This window comes from Nocardia sp. NPDC059228 (assembly GCF_042754245.1).
In the GTDB taxonomy this organism is placed as follows: Bacteria; Actinomycetota; Actinomycetes; order Mycobacteriales; family Mycobacteriaceae; genus Nocardia.
In genome coordinates this window covers 51,545-67,190 of sequence record NZ_JBHZAL010000030.1, presented here as the reverse complement: position 1 = coordinate 67,190, position 15,646 = coordinate 51,545, and the positions used below count along the sequence as shown (strand labels likewise).

General features: G+C 69.6%; 15 protein-coding genes. 7 read left to right on the top strand and 8 right to left on the bottom strand.

Annotation, left to right across the window (positions count from 1 at the left end; genetic code table 11):
* Positions 1-18: 18 nt before the first annotated feature.
* The 3 genes from ACFXKA_RS33145 to ACFXKA_RS33135 form a co-directional block, all read right to left on the bottom strand.
* Entirely contained in the window at positions 19-531 is a 513-nt protein-coding gene (locus ACFXKA_RS33145; RefSeq protein WP_379430297.1) for a hypothetical protein, read from the bottom strand.
* 124 nt (positions 532-655) lie between these two features.
* On the bottom strand, positions 656-1,900 hold the full coding sequence (locus ACFXKA_RS33140) for an HRDC domain-containing protein (RefSeq protein ID WP_379430296.1): 1,245 nt from the start codon (positions 1,898-1,900) through the stop codon (positions 656-658).
* Positions 1,901-2,102: 202 nt separating this feature from the next.
* Positions 2,103-2,729: a DUF3000 domain-containing protein gene (locus tag ACFXKA_RS33135; RefSeq protein ID WP_354836847.1), complete on the bottom strand. Its 627-nt coding sequence runs from the start codon at positions 2,727-2,729 to the stop codon at positions 2,103-2,105.
* A gap of 74 nt (positions 2,730-2,803) precedes the next feature.
* Between ACFXKA_RS33135 and hemE the strand changes: the two genes are divergently transcribed.
* From hemE to ACFXKA_RS33120, 3 genes are all read left to right on the top strand, one after another.
* Complete coding sequence (gene hemE / locus ACFXKA_RS33130; protein ID WP_379430295.1) at positions 2,804-3,871, top strand: uroporphyrinogen decarboxylase; 1,068 nt, start codon at positions 2,804-2,806, stop codon at positions 3,869-3,871.
* 396 nt (positions 3,872-4,267) lie between these two features.
* Positions 4,268-5,614 carry a protoporphyrinogen oxidase gene (locus ACFXKA_RS33125; RefSeq protein ID WP_379430294.1) on the top strand — a complete coding sequence of 449 codons (1,347 nt, stop codon included), beginning with the start codon at positions 4,268-4,270 and terminating at the stop codon, positions 5,612-5,614.
* Between the two features lie 165 nt (positions 5,615-5,779).
* Positions 5,780-7,045: an NADH:flavin oxidoreductase/NADH oxidase family protein gene (locus ACFXKA_RS33120; protein ID WP_379430293.1), complete on the top strand. Its 1,266-nt coding sequence runs from the start codon at positions 5,780-5,782 to the stop codon at positions 7,043-7,045.
* An 18-nt stretch (positions 7,046-7,063) separates the two neighbouring features.
* Here ACFXKA_RS33120 and ACFXKA_RS33115 read toward each other — a convergent pair whose 3' ends face one another.
* Positions 7,064-8,014 carry a serine/threonine dehydratase gene (locus ACFXKA_RS33115; protein WP_379430292.1) on the bottom strand — a complete coding sequence of 317 codons (951 nt, stop codon included), beginning with the start codon at positions 8,012-8,014 and terminating at the stop codon, positions 7,064-7,066.
* Positions 8,015-8,105: 91 nt separating this feature from the next.
* Between ACFXKA_RS33115 and ACFXKA_RS33110 the strand changes: the two genes are divergently transcribed.
* On the top strand, positions 8,106-8,330 hold the full coding sequence (locus ACFXKA_RS33110) for a hypothetical protein (RefSeq protein ID WP_379430291.1): 225 nt from the start codon (positions 8,106-8,108) through the stop codon (positions 8,328-8,330).
* An 80-nt stretch (positions 8,331-8,410) separates the two neighbouring features.
* Positions 8,411-9,106, top strand: a complete 696-nt coding sequence (gene hemQ / locus ACFXKA_RS33105) for a hydrogen peroxide-dependent heme synthase (RefSeq protein WP_354836835.1) — start codon at positions 8,411-8,413, stop codon at positions 9,104-9,106.
* 135 nt (positions 9,107-9,241) lie between these two features.
* Here hemQ and msrB read toward each other — a convergent pair whose 3' ends face one another.
* The 4 genes from msrB to ACFXKA_RS33085 form a co-directional block, all read right to left on the bottom strand.
* A complete protein-coding gene (gene msrB / locus ACFXKA_RS33100; protein ID WP_354836833.1) occupies positions 9,242-9,700 on the bottom strand; it encodes a peptide-methionine (R)-S-oxide reductase MsrB in 459 nt (152 codons plus the stop codon).
* A gap of 9 nt (positions 9,701-9,709) precedes the next feature.
* Positions 9,710-10,996: a glycosyltransferase family 87 protein gene (locus ACFXKA_RS33095; protein WP_379430290.1), complete on the bottom strand. Its 1,287-nt coding sequence runs from the start codon at positions 10,994-10,996 to the stop codon at positions 9,710-9,712.
* Between the two features lie 212 nt (positions 10,997-11,208).
* Complete coding sequence (locus ACFXKA_RS33090) at positions 11,209-12,771, bottom strand: alpha/beta fold hydrolase (RefSeq protein ID WP_379430289.1); 1,563 nt, start codon at positions 12,769-12,771, stop codon at positions 11,209-11,211.
* 32 nt (positions 12,772-12,803) lie between these two features.
* Positions 12,804-13,577, bottom strand: a complete 774-nt coding sequence (locus tag ACFXKA_RS33085) for a pyrimidine reductase family protein (protein WP_379430288.1) — start codon at positions 13,575-13,577, stop codon at positions 12,804-12,806.
* A 35-nt stretch (positions 13,578-13,612) separates the two neighbouring features.
* On the opposite strand from ACFXKA_RS33085, the gene zapE reads away from it, so the two are divergent.
* Both zapE and ACFXKA_RS33075 read left to right on the top strand, forming a co-directional pair.
* Complete coding sequence (gene zapE / locus ACFXKA_RS33080; protein ID WP_379430287.1) at positions 13,613-14,635, top strand: cell division protein ZapE; 1,023 nt, start codon at positions 13,613-13,615, stop codon at positions 14,633-14,635.
* A 139-nt stretch (positions 14,636-14,774) separates the two neighbouring features.
* Positions 14,775-15,578: a tyrosine-protein phosphatase gene (locus ACFXKA_RS33075; protein ID WP_379430286.1), complete on the top strand. Its 804-nt coding sequence runs from the start codon at positions 14,775-14,777 to the stop codon at positions 15,576-15,578.
* Positions 15,579-15,646: the final 68 nt, after the last annotated feature.

Below are 15,646 nucleotides of genomic sequence, written 5' to 3'. Positions count from 1 at the left end.
CCGCGCGCCCGGCGCGTTCTAACTGCCGGATCCGAGCAGGTTCGCGCTACCGGAGCCGAGCAGGTTCGCGCTGCCGGATCCGGTGCAGGTGCCCTGCTGCGGGGGCTGCGGGGTGCCTGATCCCGGTGGCGCGGCGACCACCGACACTGTGAACGCATACGGCTGCATCACCACGAACGGGATCGTGGAGGTGGTCGCAACGGAGAGTTCGTGTGTTCCGGCGGTGGTCGGAACCCACGCGATGGCATTGCGGCCGGTGTGTGGGTACGAGATGCTGCCGATGCATTTCCCGTTGTCGTAGAAGCTCGTGGAGCTCACGTTCGTCAGAAATGGGCCCGCGTAGAACGAGTAGGTCTGGCCGACGACGTAGGACGATGGCTCCGTGCAGGTGCCGGTCGAGCAATCGTCGACCTCGGGACCGTCGATGGAGGCGGTGCCGGTGGGTGCGGACAGCGCGGCGATGGTCGCGGCAAGTGCCAGAGTTGTTGCGCCCCAGGCGATGTGGCGTACGGGGCGGTGGGCGGCGTGCATTCGTGGACTCCTGTTTCCGAACCCCTGGGTTCGGGGTCGACAGAATCTAACTTCGACCGTTAGTGAAATGCACTCGCTTCAGAAAACCCGTGTGCCCCGACTTCCTGGGGCGATATTCCTGGGGTCAGCTCTTCGGGTAAAGGGCTTCGCTCAGGCGCGGGACGGTCAAAGCGCGCTGCCACGGGCGGGCGCCGCCCGCGGCGAGGTAGCCCTCGATGAGGGTCGGGGCTTCACCGTTGGCGACCGATTTGGGCAGCCCGTCCCAGCACATGCGGCGCAGCAGGTCCGGGGTGAGCAGGTTCTCGACCGGGACCGACACCTCGGTCGAGAGGTCGGTCATGGCCGCGCGGGCGCACTGCAGGCGGGCGGCGGCGGCCGGGTCGCGGCGCTCCCAGCGGTTGACCGGGGGCGGGCCGTCGAAGTGCTGGGTGAGCGGCGGGAGCTCGCTGTCGGGGAGGGTGCGGGCGCGTTCCACCGCGCCGAGCCATTCGCGCGAGTAGCGGCGCTGGCGGGGGCCGCCGAAGATCGGCAGGGTCCGCAGCTGGGCGATGGACTTGGGTTCGTTGGTGGCGGCGGCCACGATGGCCGAGTCCGGGAGGATGCGGGCGGGGGCCACGTCGCGCAGGCGCGCCAGGCGGTCGCGGGTCGTCCATAGTTCGCGGACGATGGCGAGCTGGCGGGTGCGGCGCAGGGTGTGGATGCCGGAGGTGCGCCGCCAGCGGTCGGCCTTGGGGCCGGCCGCCTCCGCGGTGCGGACGTGCTCGAATTCCTCTGTGGCCCACTCGGATTTGCCCTGCTCGGCCAGGTCGGCGGCGACCGCGTCGCGCAGCTCGATGAGTAGCTCGACATCGAGGGCCGCGTAGTTCAGCCAGTCGTCGGGCAGCGGCCGGGTGGACCAGTCGGCCGCGCCGTGGCCCTTGCGCAGCTCGCGGCCGAGCAGCTTCTCCACCATGGCGGCCAGGCCCACGCGCTCATAACCCGCGAGGCGGCCGCCGAGTTCGGTGTCGAAGAGCCGGGCCGGATGCAGCCCGAGTTCGGCCAGCCCGGGCAGATCCTGATCCGCGGAGTGCAGCACCCACTCCAGATCGTTGATCGCCTCCGCCAGCGGCGTGAGCTCCCCGTCCACCGGGATCGGGTCGATGAGGAAGGTGCCCGCACCCTCGCGCCGCAGCTGGATCAGGTACGCGCGATTGGAGTAGCGGAAGCCGGAGGCGCGCTCGGCGTCGACCGCGAGCGGCCCAGTTCCGGCGGCGAGCCGGCGGGCGGCTGCGGCCACCGCGGCGGCGGAGTCCAGTACCGGCGGTACACCGTCCACTGGCGCGAGCAACGGTACCGCGGCAGTGGCTTCGGGTTCATCTGGTACGGACATGGTCTTGAACTCTACGGGTTGGGCATTGGCGGGCCGCGTCACGTCGGTGAAACGACCGGCCGTGACACTGCGTCGGGCCATGGGGAATCGTACGTGGCGGCCGTCGATTTCGTTGCAGTACAGATGTTCTCGCAGGCGAGAGGGTATTTTCGGGCCGCCGGCGCGGGAATTCGCGGATCGGCCGCCCCGATCTCGCGCCCAATTACTCGGTGCTCTCGTCCCGGCGCACGTCCAGCCGGGTTACCCCCGCGGGCGGCAGTCCGGCCGCGTAGGCGAGCACTTCGCAGAAGGCTTCCACGTGCGGCCGCATGACGGTGTCGGACACGGTCCAGGAGGCGCGCAGTTCGAGCTGGTGCGCGCGCGGCGGCCCGGCGATGTCGCCGTAGCGCACCGAGCTGGTGGCGGTGACCGTGCCGCCGAGGGCGGTGAAGGAGGTGCGCGAGTCCAGCGCGTCGACCAGCCAGCTCCACGCCACCTCCGGCAGCAGCGGGTCGGCGGCGAGGGCGGAGTCGATGTCGGCCTGGATGTAGGCGACCAGACGGAACACCCCGTGCCAGGCTTCCTGCCCGGCCGGGTCGTGCAGCAGGATCAGCCGGCCGAACGCGTCGCCCTCGGAGTCGACGGGCACCACATTTGTATCGGGTCGCGTGACTTCCGCACCTAGGGCGTACGAGTACGGGGCGAGGCGCTGCGGCGGGCGGATCGGTGCCAGCTCGATTCGAGGATGCACAGATGCGGTTCCCATGGCCTCGACCGCGGCGCGGAACCGGGCTGGTTCTTCGGGCTCCGGGGTGGGGGCAGCGCCGTCGCGGAAGTCGAGCGGTGTCACGAAAGGCACCGTAGACCCCTCCGGTGCCGAGTAGTGCGAGGCGCGCCGCCGGGGCCCCTTTACGATGGGCGGTGATGAGTACTCACACCCGACGCCTGCTGACCGATGCCCCGTTCCTCGCCGCCGCCACCGGTGGCGTGCCGCATCGGCGTCCGGTGTGGTTCATGAGACAGGCTGGTCGGTCCCTTCCGGAGTATCGCGAGGTGCGTGCCGGAATCGGCATGCTGGAATCATGTTTCGATCCGGAGCTGGTGTGCGAGATCACCATGCAGCCGGTCCGCCGCCACCAGGTGGACGCGGCAATCCTCTTCTCCGACATCGTGGTTCCGCTCAAGGCCGCCGGCATCGATCTCGACATCGTGGCCGGCGTCGGCCCGGTGATCGCGAATCCGGTGCGCACCGTTGCCGATGTGCGCGCGCTGCCGCGCCTGCGCGCCGAGGAGGTGGGCGCGGTCACCGCCGGTGTGAAGCTGCTGCTGGACGCCCTCGGTGACACCCCGCTCATCGGATTCGCCGGTGCCCCGTTCACTTTGGCGTCGTACCTGGTCGAGGGCGGGCCCAGCAAGAACCACGAGCGCACCAAGGCGATGATGCTCGCCGACCCCGAGACCTGGCATCAGTTGCTGGGCGTGCTCACCGACATCACCATCGAATTCCTGCGCGCCCAGATCAATGCGGGCGTGGACGCCGTGCAGCTGTTCGACTCCTGGGCGGGCGCGCTGAGCCTGGCCCAGTACCGGGAATACGTTCTGCCGCACTCGGAACGGGTCTTCACCGAGATCGCGTCCGCGGGTGTGCCGCGCATCCATTTCGGCGTCGGCACCGGAGAACTGCTGGGCGCCATGGGCGAAGCGGGCGCGGACGTGGTCGGCGTCGACTGGCGGATTCCGCTGAACGAGGCCGCGCGCCGGGTCGGCCCCGGAAAAGCGTTGCAGGGCAACCTCGATCCGGCCGTGCTCTTCGCTGGCCCGGCGGCGATCGACGCGGAGGTGCGCCGCATCGCCCGTGAAGCCGACGAGGCAATCACCTTGGGCGCCAAAGGTCACATCTTCAACCTCGGCCACGGCGTCCTCCCGAACACCGACCCCGGCGTCATCACCGAGACCGTAGCCCTGATCCACAGCCTCCCGCTCCCGCTCTGACCAGCACTTCCCGCCAGCGGTGCGCGCGGTGGGATCGAAGCTCCCGTGACGTGACCGGAGCGCTTCGGCTTCGCCCCCATCGAAGGCGCGGACCTGCGGGCCCGGCCGAGACAGGTGGCCGCGGCGTGGGCGAGGTCACCCCGTTGGGGTGTTCGCGGCGCGGTGTCAATCACGTTCCGACGCGCGCCATTTCCGGGCCGGCGGTTCGAAAGCGCTGGTGAGCGTGGTTCGAGGCGGCCGGGCCGGCGTGGAACGGGACCGCGATGGGCGGGCACCGGAGGCGGGGGTGGCGGGTGGCGGGAGTAGGTTGGCTCGGGGCGGCTCGAGGTCGAGGTGCGGGTCGCGGGCCGCGGGTTCGTGTGGTCGCGGCGTTCGACGAGTGGCGAGGAGTTGTCGATGCGGGTCGCGGTTGTCGGTGGCGGCATCAGTGGGCTGGTGGCCGCGTATCGGCTGCGGAAGGCGCTCGGGGAGTCGGCGGAACTGATCCTCGTGGAGCGGCGGGATCGGGTCGGGGGGATCCTGCGGACCGTGGAGATCGAGGGGGATCCGGTCGATCTGGGGGCCGAGGCATTCGTGGGCCGGCGGCCCGAGATTCCGGAACTGATGGGGGAGTTGGGGATTGCGGAGCAGCTCGTTCATCCGGCGGGCAAGCGGCCGCTGGTGTGGTCGGAGGGGGTGGGACATCGGCTGCCCGAACGGACGCTGATGGGCATCCCCGCCGCGCCGGAATCGGTTGCGGGGCTGGTGGATGCGCAGACCCTGGCCACCGTTGCGGCGGAGCCGTCCCGGCCGCTGCGGTGGGAGCGTGGCGGGGACGTGTCGGTGGGGGAGCTGGTGCGGGATCGCTTCGGGGAGCAGGTGGTCCGGCGCAGCGTGGACCCGCTGCTCGGGGGAGTGTATGCGGGACTTGCGGATTCGATCGGCGTGCGGGCCGCGCTGCCGACGCTGGCCGCCGCCCTGGATCGCGGCGCGGCCAGCCTGACCCGGGCCGTGTCCGAGGCCCTGCCCCCGCCCAGCACCACACCGGTGTTCGGCGGCATCCGCGACGGCTACCGCGCCCTGCTGGACGCGCTGCGTGCCGCCGCCGATGTGAAGGCCGAAACCGGCACGGCGGTCACCACTCTCGCCCGCACCGCACAGGGCTGGCGGCTCGACCCGGTCGGCGACGTCGATGCTGTGATTCTCGCAACCCCTGCCCCGGTGACCGCGGAACTCCTGCGCGAGGTGGCCCCGGAGGCCGCCGAGCTGGCCGCCGGAATCGACCTGGCCTCCTCGGCGGTGGTGGCCCTCGCCCTGCCGCCCGAGACCGCCCTGCCCGACAACTCCGGCATCCTGGTCGCCACCGGTGAACCGTTGCGCGCCAAGGCCTTCACCCTCTCCAGCCGCAAGTGGCCGCATCTGGCCGCCCGTGACGTGGCCCTGGTCCGCGCCTCGTTCGGTCGCTTCGGCGACCCTGCCCCGCTGTCCTGGTCCGACGACGACCTCATCACCGCCGCTGTCGAAGACCTCACCACCGTCACCGCCACGGACATCCGCCCCCTGCGTGCGGTGGTCCAGCGCTGGCCCGGCGGTCTCCCGCAGTACGCCCCCGGCCACACCACCCGCATCGCCGACCTGCGTTCCGCCACGGCCGACCTCCCCGGCCTGGCCCTGGCCGGCGCCTACCTCGACGGCGTCGGCGTTCCCGCCTGCGCTGCCACTGGCACCAGGGCCGCCGCCCGCATCATCGCGCAGCTGTCCTGACTCGCTTACCGGGTGCCCTCGCCCGTCGAGGCCCCCTGCCGGTCGCCGCGATCGAGATCGGCATGCGTTCGATCCAACCAGTGTTGACGCTGCCTACATACTTCCCCTATGTTAGCGCTGCGCACATTATGTAAGCGCAGTCAACATTTGGAGGTGGATTGCCTGATGACGAGTGACTTGTTCTCGCCGCTGGTACTGCGATCGGGCGCGGTCCTGGCCAATCGGATCGTGAAAGCGGCCATGGAGGAGGGGATGTCGGGTTACGGGCAACTACCCGACGACCGTCTCGTGTCCCTCTACCGCCGGTGGGGAGCGGGCGGCTCGGGCGCCCTGATCACCGGCAATGTCATGGTGCACGCCGAGGCGCTCACCGGACCCGGCGGCATCGTGCTCGATGACGCCGCGCCGCTGGAACCGTTCGCGGAATGGGCGCGGGCGGGCAAGGCGGCGGGTGCGGCCATGTGGATGCAGATCAGTCACCCGGGCCGCCAGGTTGCGGCCAACCAGCCCGGCGTGGTGTGGGGTCCGTCGGATATCCCGGTCGATCTGGGCCGGCTCAGCAGCCGGTTCGGCCGTCCGGTCGCGATGACGAACGCTCAGATCGAGGACACCATCGCCCGGTTCGCCACCACCGCGCGCCGCGCCGAACAGGCCGGGTTCGACGGGGTGGAAATCCATGCCGCACACGGCTATCTGCTGTCGCAGTTCCTGTCTCCGCTGGTCAACAATCGCACCGACGAGTGGGGTGGCTCGCTGGAGAACCGGGCGCGGCTCCTGCTCGAGGTGGTGCGCGCGGTCCGCGCGGTCGTGTCGCCCCGGTTCGTGGTCGCGGTGAAACTGAACTCGGCCGACTTCCAGCGCGGCGGCTTCGACGCCGACGACGCCCGCCGGGTGATCGCCCTGCTCGCGCCCCTCGGCGTCGACCTGGTCGAAGTGTCGGGCGGCAGTTACGAAAGCCCCGCCATGACCGGCCGTCCCGCCGACAGCCGGACGCAGGCTCGCGAAGCCTATTTCCTGGAGCTGGCGACGGAACTGGTTGCCACCAGCCCGATTCCGCTCATGCTGACCGGCGGCATCACCCGCCTCCGGACCGCCCAGGACGTCCTGGCGAGCGGCGTCGCGGTGATCGGCATGGGCACCGCCCTGTCCGTCACCCCGGACCTCCCCGCCCGCTGGCGTGACGATCTGGGGGCCGACGCCACCCCGAAGCCCATCACCTGGTCGAACAAGGCCCTCGCGTCCGCCGCGGGTATGGCCGTGGTTCGGCATCACATGCGCCGCATGGCTCGCGGCCGGAACCCCCGTCCCGCAACCGGTCCCGTTCAGGCCCTGCTGTCCGACCAGATCGTGCAGGGGCGCGCCCTCCGCCGCTACCGTTCCTGGCTCCAGTCCCGTCCGGCCCATCCCGCCTCCGTCGACACCGGGCGCTGACCCTCCGTCACCGCGATATCAGCGGGGTACCAGGTCGATCGGATCGGTGTTCGCGCCGCAGACGATGACCGCCACCCGTTCACCGGGGGCGGGGACATAGGCGCCCGACAGCAGGGCGGCCAGGGCAGTGGAACCGCCGTGCTCGACGGCGACACGGCGGCAGTCCCACAGGGTTTGGCGGGCGGCGATGATCTGCTTGTCACTGACCAGGACCGAGCGGACATCGCCCGCGTTCGCGGCGGACAGGGCCATGGACGTGACGCGACGTGCGCCGAGGGAATCGGCTGCGACGGAGTCGATTTCGACGTCCACCGGTTCCCCGGCCTCGACCGCCGCGTTGAAGGCACGGCAGTGTTCGGGTTCGACCGCCACCACCCGCACGCCGTGATGATTGGCCGACACCGTGATTCCGGTCAGCAGCCCGCCGCCGCCGACCGCGACCACCACGGTGTCGAGTTCCGGTACCTGCGAGACGATTTCGTCGAGCAGTGTCCCCGCGCCCGCCGCGATGTAAGGGTCGTCGTAGGCGTGTGAGCGCAGCGCCCCGCTGGCCGCGGCGAAGCGCTCGCACTCTGCGGCCGCGTCGGCGTAGGCGTCGCCGCCGCACAGCACCTGCGCCCCCAGTGCCCGCAGCCGCGCCACTTTCACCGCGGGTGCGGAGTCGGGCAGGAACACGGTGGCGGCGGAGTCGACCAGCCGGGCGGCCCACGCGCACGCCACTCCGGCGTTCCCGCCGGAGGCGATGGTGATCCCCACCTTGGGCAGCCGCCCCTGTTCCCGCTGTGCCAGTACGAAATTCGCCGCCCCGCGCGCCTTGAAGCTGCCGGTGTGCTGCATGTGCTCGAGCGCGAACCAGACCTCGCCGGCGACCGGGACGGTGTCGGCGTCCGCGCGGGCGAGGACCACCGGGCGGGTGTGGCCGGCGATTCGGTCGGCAGCCGCTGTCACGTCCCCATATGTCGGATGCACTGGCGCTTCTTTCGTTTCCGTCGCTGATTCTCTTCCCGCCGAGCGGCCGCGCGGCACGGCTCACGGAACACCCCCGAGCCGATGGACCCCTTTGTTCCACCGTAACTTACGCCGGTCGTATGCCCAGGAACTCGAAGTCGCTCGACGAGGCACGCCCGAGGCCATCGCCCGGGCCGGCGTGGTTCCCCTCGACCCGGACGAATACCCGGTGCTGGCAACCCATCTGGATGTCATCAGCGAACTGTCCACCAGCGACCCCGTTTTCCACGACGGCCTGCGCCGTCTCATCGCCTCCTGGGCCGCCGGCGCGAGCTGAATCACGCCGCGCGAGCCGAATCACACAGTCCGCCGTGCCCCATTTCGGGCGGGTTCGGGCGCAGTGGCACGATGGAGGCCATGGCGCGACTCGACTACAAGGCCCTCAACGACACCATCCGCTACCTCATGTTCTCGGTGTTCCAGGTGGAGCCCGGCGTGCTCGGCGAGGATCGCCAGGCGGCGATCAAGGAGGCGCGGGCCTTCTTCGACTCGCTCGAGGAGCGCGGCGTGGTGGTGCGCGGTATCTACGATGTTGCCGGCCTGCGCGCCGACGCCGACTTCATGATCTGGTGGCACGCGGAGAAGATCGAGGATCTGCAGGCCGCCTACGCCGACTTCCGCCGCGTCACCGAGCTGGGCCAGATCTCCAACCCGGTCTGGAGCAATGCGGCCCTGCACCGCCCGGCCGAGTTCAACAAGTCCCACATCCCCGCCTTCCTCGCGGGTGAGGCGCCGGGCAACTACATCTGCGTCTACCCGTTCGTGCGCTCCTACGACTGGTACCTGCTGCCCGACGAGGAGCGCCGCAAGATGCTGGCCGACCACGGCAAGGAGGCCCGCGACTACCCGGACGTGCGCGCCAACACCGTGGCCTCCTTCGCCCTGGGCGACTACGAGTGGATTCTCGCCTTCGAGGCCCCCGAGTTGCACCGCATCGTTGATCTGATGCGCGACCTGCGCGCCACCGAGGCTCGTCGCCATGTGCGCGAGGAGGTTCCGTTCTTCACCGGTCCGCGCGTCGAGATCGAGCAGCTCATCGCCGCACTCCCGTAGCGACCCGCACCGAGATCGGGCCCGGCCGCATACCGCGGCCGGGCCCGATGCCGTTAGCGGGAAGGTCGCCGGTGTGTTGCCCGCATAATTCGGGGCATGCGCGAAATCGCGCATGCCCCATAGTGTTTCTGCGACTCACTCAGCTGCGCTGTCCGAGGGGTGCAATCGGAGCGAGATCGAGTTGATGCAGTAGCGCTTGTCCGTGGGCGTGGGATATCCCTCGCCCTCGAACACGTGCCCCAGATGACTGTGGCAGTTCGCGCACAGCACCTCGACGCGCCGCATGCCCAGCGAGTTGTCCTCCACCAGCAGCACAGCCTCCGACTTCGCCGGATCGAAGAACGACGGCCACCCGCAGTGCGAGTGGAACTTCTCGGCGCTGCGGAACAATTCGGCCCCGCACGCCCGGCACGAGTAGACGCCCTCGGTCTCGGTGTCGGTGTATTCGCCCGTGAACGCCCGCTCGGTGCCCGCTTCGCGCAGCACCCGGTATTCGTCCGGGGTCAGCTTGGTCCGCCATTCCTGCGGGGTCAGCTGGATGCGCGGGACGGGCAGCCCCTCGGTCCCTGTGGAGCTGTCAGCATCGGAACTCATGGCTCCACGCTAATACGAGGCGGCCGCCTTCGTCCGGGGCGCGAGGGTGACCTCGGGTTCGTCGGCGACCCATTCGGGGTGCATCCACGCGGGATCCAGGGACTTGCCGGCCTCGAGGCGGCCGTCGCGGCGGGCGGCGAGATAGCGGTCGCCCAGCACGCAGAACACCACGATCAGCAGCAGCCCCCACCCGAAGGTCGTGCGCAGGTACTCCAGATCGCGGCCGATGCTCTGCCAGCGGTCCGAGAGCCACTTGTCGTAGGACATGAATCCGAAGATCGCCACCCACGCGGGCCAGTTGCGCAGCAGCGAGTTGCGCAACACCACGGTCATCAGCATGGGGAACAGGAACATCGAGTAGTACATCTGGCCCAGCGGGCCCAGCAGCATGGCCGCGGTGATCAGGATGCCGGAGGTGTTGCAGATGTAGAACACCTCGTCCTCGCGGTAGTACCGGTACAGCAGCCACAGCGAGATCAGCACCAGCACGCCGACGGTGATACGCATCGTCCAGGTCAGCCACTCGGCGACACCGTAGTACCCGGCATTGCCGACGATGGCGCTGTTGAAGTAGTCCCGGGCCTCCGACAGGTACGGCAGCGTACGGGTCCAGAACTGCTTGTAGTCCACGATCAGCGGCCAGGCCAGCAGGTTCAGCGCCACCGGGATGCCCAGGGCGGTGATGAACACCTTCCACTGTCCGCGGACCAGCGGAATCAGCAGCAGCGGCGCCAGCAATGGACCCTTCACCGCGATGGTCAGCCCCAATGCCACACCGGCCCACAGGTCCCTGCGCTTCAGGAGCAGGTGGATGAACACCAGCATGGCCATGAACAGGCAGCCGTTGATATTGGTGAAGGCCAGTGTGTTCGTCACCGTCTCGGAGACGAACATGGCCAGCAGCAGCGCGGGCGCGGCGACGGAGTTCAGCGTGTAGTTGAACAGCTTCAGCAGCAGATACCAGGCCAGCAGCAGAGCCATCGCATTGACCAGGATGAAGGCCCACCGCGACTTTTCCGGATCGATGAGGGCCAGCGGCGAGATGAGTAGTGTGCCGCTGGGCGGATACAGATAGGCCGGATCGGTCGAGCTGAAGTTCGCGTTGTACACGGGCCGGTGGTTGAGGAACGCGAGGGACGCGTTGTACACCGGTGTGAAGTCATTGGTGATGTGGTAGTTGACAGCGTTGATGAACACCCGGTGCAACACGGTGAGGATCGCGAGCGGCCACAGTGCGAAATTCAGTACCTCGGCGGTGGTGCGAGCAGTGCGGGGCTCGAGCTGTCGAAGGAACACTCGGGCACGGTACACCGAATCGCCGCGTCACACATGCGCCGACCCACTGCTCCGCCTCCCCGGAACTTCGGCGGGCAGCTCGGGTGCCGTCGGCAGTCTCGCATCCGTGCCGGCGGCTGGGTGCCGAACCGATTCTGGGCGTACCCGGGGAGTTACCCCGACCGTTGCGAGATCAGTTGTCGCGTTGGCATACGGAGTGCCCGTACGTATCGCTATGCCGGGCAGGCGGTGCCGTCGGCGGGCAGCGTGGCGTCCTTCAGGTAGTCGGCGAGGGACTGCTGGGCGCAGCCGGAGTGCGCGAAGGTCGGGTGCCCCCAGCCCTGCCAGACGACGGTGGCGGTGCGCGCACCCGCCGCGCCGAGCGCGCCGGTGACGGTGGGCCGGCCGTCCTGGCCGGTGACGGGGTCGGCGCTGCCGCCGAGGACCAGGACCGGCAGGTTCAGCTTGTCGGGCAGGGTCATGGGGGTGGCGGCGGGCCAGGCCGAGCAGGCCATCAGGTCGATGGCGGCGACCTTGCCGAACACCGGATACTGTGTGCCCCAGGTGGTTTCGAGCCCCTTGGCCTTGTCGGGGGTGGAGGGCTCGTGATTGTCGCTGCAGCGGTTGACGAATTGACCGTCGGTGGCGATCCCCGCGGCGGCGCGCAGCAGGAACGGCGTGATCGGGACGTGGTCGCCCTTGCCGAGGGCACTGAGGGCGTCGGCGAATTCGGTGATCTGCGCGTTACCGGTCGCCCGGGAGTCGCCGAGGAAGCCGCTCAGGGTGGTCACCAGCACCGAGGCCGACAGGTCGCCGAGTTGTCCGGCGCCGGCCCGGTTCACCAGGTCGACGACGGCGGCCCGCGGGTCGCCCCCGAGCGAGCAGTTCAGCGACGCGCACCGCTGCCCGAATGCGGTGAGCGCGGCCTCCTGTCCCTTGACCCGCTGCTCGGCGCGCCCGTTGGCGTCCGTGCCGACTCCCTGCGGCGAGTCCAGCACCAGCCGGCCCAGGTGCTGTCCGTATTTCCGCGCGTAGTTCAACGCCACGTTGGTGCCGGTGCCGGTGCCGAGCAGCGCGAGATGGTCCACCTGCAACTGCTTGCGCAGCTGCTCGAGGTCGTCGGCGGCGTGTGGTGCGTCGAAGGTGGCCTGGGCCGGGGCCAGGAAGTCCAGGCAGGCGACGGTGGCGTCGCGCCCGGCAGTGCTCATGGTGTCCACGGCATCGGTTGCGCCCCGGGTGAATTGGGTCTGATCGGCGATGGCCTTGCGTTGCGGGTCGGTCATGCAGGTCACCGGCTGGGAGCTGCCGATGCCGCGCCGGTCCACCGCGATGATCGGCCGCGCGGCCAGCAGCGCGCTGGCGGGCCCGGCCGCGAGCCCGGCCAGGGTGGCCGTCGAGGACCGGTCGGAACCGGAGGTCAGGATGAGCGGCGCGGCGTCCTTGGGTGTCCGGTCGTAGCGGGCCCGCATGGCCGCATTGCGGAAGTTGCCCGCCACATTTCCGCCCACATCCACCTGCGAGGTGTATTCGGCGCATTCGAGCACCAGCCCCTGCGGCGGCGCGCCCAGCGACAGCAGGTTCAATGTCGGTGCGGTGCAGTCCTTCCAGGCCAGGTCGGCCTTGGGCACCTCGGGTGCGGGCGGGGTGGCGTCGGCGGGCGCGGTGGAGGTGGCGACTCCGGCCTGGTGCGGCTGTTCCACGGCGACGGCGGGCCGGTTGGACGGCCCGGCCCCACACGCGGTGGTCACCAATATCGACAGTGTCGACGCCAGCAGAGCGGCCCGAGTCCAGCGCATGCGCTACAGCCTGCCAGGTCCGGTACGCGGTTTCAGCCTCGGGTGTGCGCGCGTTCCCATCGGGTCAGGATCGTGCCGTCGGTGTCGAGCAGCAGGTGGCAGGGGTCCATCGGGGTGGGCAGGGCCTTGGGGGACACCGCGATTCGGCCCGCGGTCCCGCCCACCAGCTGCGGGGATACGGTCAGGCACAGCTCGTCCACGGCTCCGGCGGTGAGGAATTGGCCGAACAGCGAGGGCCCACCCTCGCACAGCACCCGCCGCAGCCCGAGACGCTCCAGTGCGGTGCGGACGGCGGTCACGGTGGATTCGGTCGCGTCGGATTCGATCACCTCGGCCCCCGCGTCGAGGAGCCGCTTCTTGCGGTCGCCGGGCGCGGCGGCGGTGGTGAGGATGATCGGCCGCGCCCCGGTGTCGGTGAACAGCTTGCTCGCCGGATCCAGGGCCGCGGACCCGGTGACGACCGCGATGCGCGGCGGCGTCCCGTCCGGATCGCCGCCGAGCCCCTCCCGGTGCAGCCGCTTGCGCAGGTCCGGATCGGTGTGTGCCGCACCGTAGTTCTCCGCGCGCACGGTCCCGGCCCCGACCAGCACCACGTCGGCCAGATCCCGCAGCAGCCCGAAGACCCGCTTGTCGGCGGGCGTGCCCAGCGCGCCGGAGCGCCCGTCCACGCTGACCGCGCCGTCGATGCTGGTGACGAAGTTGACACGGACGTACGGTGCGGATGGCTCGACCGGATACGCGTACAACTCGACCAGGTCGTCGCGGGTGAGATCTGTGAGCTGAATCGCATTCGGCATACGCTGCATAAGGACCCATCCCACCACGCATCTACGCTGACGCCGTGCAACAACGCCTCGTCGATCGCCACCCGGAGGTTCCGGCAGACCAGCTCGTGGCCCAGATGGTTCCCCCGCCCACCTTCGACGAGGTGAGCTTCGGTTCCTACATCCCGGATCCGAAGGAACCGTCCCAGGCCGCGGCCGTGCTGAAGGCCGAGCTGTTCGCGGATCAGGTGACCAAGCTCCGCAAGGCCGCGGACAAGAAGGGCCTGTTCGGCAAGAAGAAGCCGGTGCACGGCATCGGCCTGTACCTGGACGGCGGCTTCGGTGTGGGCAAGACCCACCTGCTGGCCTCGATCTTCCACAGCGTGCCGGAGCCCAAGTCCTTCGGCACATTCGGTGAGGTCACCAATCTGGTTGGCGCGCTGGGCTTCAACAATGCCGTGGAGCGGCTCGCGGGCAACAGCGTGCTGTGCATCGACGAGTTCGAGCTCGACGATCCGGGCGACACCATGCTGGTCTCGCGCCTGCTCACCGAGCTGACCGACCGCGGCGTCTCCGTGGTCGCCACCTCCAATACCCTGCCGGGCCAGCTGGGTGAGGGCCGTTTCGCCGCCCAGGACTTCCTGCGCGAGATCAAGAAGCTGGGCGCGCTGTTCGAGGCCGTCCGCGTCGACGGCCCCGACTACCGGCACCGCGATCTGCCGCCCGCCCCGGAGCCCACCGCTCCCGAGCTGCTGGCCGAGAAGGCCGCCGCCACACCGGGTTCCACGCTCGACGACTTCGACGCGCTGGTGAAGCACCTGAGCACGCTGCACCCGTCCCGCTACGGCGCCCTGATCCACGACGTCTCGGCCGTGTACATCTCGGATGTGCACCCGGTGACCGATCAGGCGGTCGCGCTGCGCATCGTGGTGCTCGCCGACCGTCTGTACGACGCGGGCATCCCGGTCACCATCTCGGGCGCGAAGCTGGACCAGATCTTCACCCAGGAGATGCTCGACGGTGGTTACCGCAAGAAGTACCTGCGCGCGATCTCGCGTCTGCTGGCGCTGTCGCGGTTCGAAGCCCCGGCTCACGCGTAACGCGCGTGACCGCCGCCCTGGCTCAGGTGTAACCGCCAGGTAGGACCCGGTTTCTCTCATAGTTTCCTTAGGTAATAAATTCCGGGGGTCAGTGAAAGCCGGGCCGGATTCGGTTTTCGGCCCCGGAAGGAGATCTGCCTTGCGTAACCGTGCTGTCCAAGCTGCCGCGGTGGTCACCATCGCACTGTCCGCGAGCCTCGGGTCGGCGACCGCCTTCGCCGCCGACCCGCCCGCCGCCACCGGCAGCGTGCTCGTCGATACCGACAACCGTGCCCTCGGTCTGACCGGCGTGCTCAACGCCCGGGACGCGGGTGGCTACCGGACCGTCGACGGCCACACCGTGCGCACCGGTCTGGTCTTCCGCACCGGCGACCTGAGCAAGGCCACCGCCGCCGACCTGGCGGAGCTGGCGTCGTCGAACGTGGCGTCCATCCACGATCTGCGCACCAGCTACGAGCAGCTGTTCATGGGCGTGGACAAGGTCCCCGCCGGCGCCGCCGAGCATCACGACGACATCATCGGCCAGGCTCCGCCGCAGGTGATGGTCTCGACCCTGTCCGCGGGCACCGACCTGTATCGCGCCTTCATCACCGCACCGGGCGCGAACGAGGGCTTCGCGAACGTGTTGCGCGACATCGCCCACAACCCGGGCGGCGTCCTGTTCCACTGCACCGCGGGCAAGGACCGCACCGGCTGGACCTCGGCGGTGCTGCTGACCATCCTGGGTGTGGACAAGGACACGGTCTACTACGACTACCTGCTGTCCAACTACTACCGGGGCGCCAAGGACGGCGACATGATGAACGGCGTCACCGCCTCGGCGCTGGATTCGGCCTTCGACCAGGTGAACAAGAGCTACGGCAGCTTCGACAACTACGTGCGCGACGGCCTGAAGCTCTCCGACGCGGACGTGGCCGCGCTGCAGGCGAAACTGCTGGCCTGACAAGGTCGTTCACGATGTGACAGCGAACGCCGGGTGGTTCTCACCGCCCGGCGTTCTCCTTTGTGATC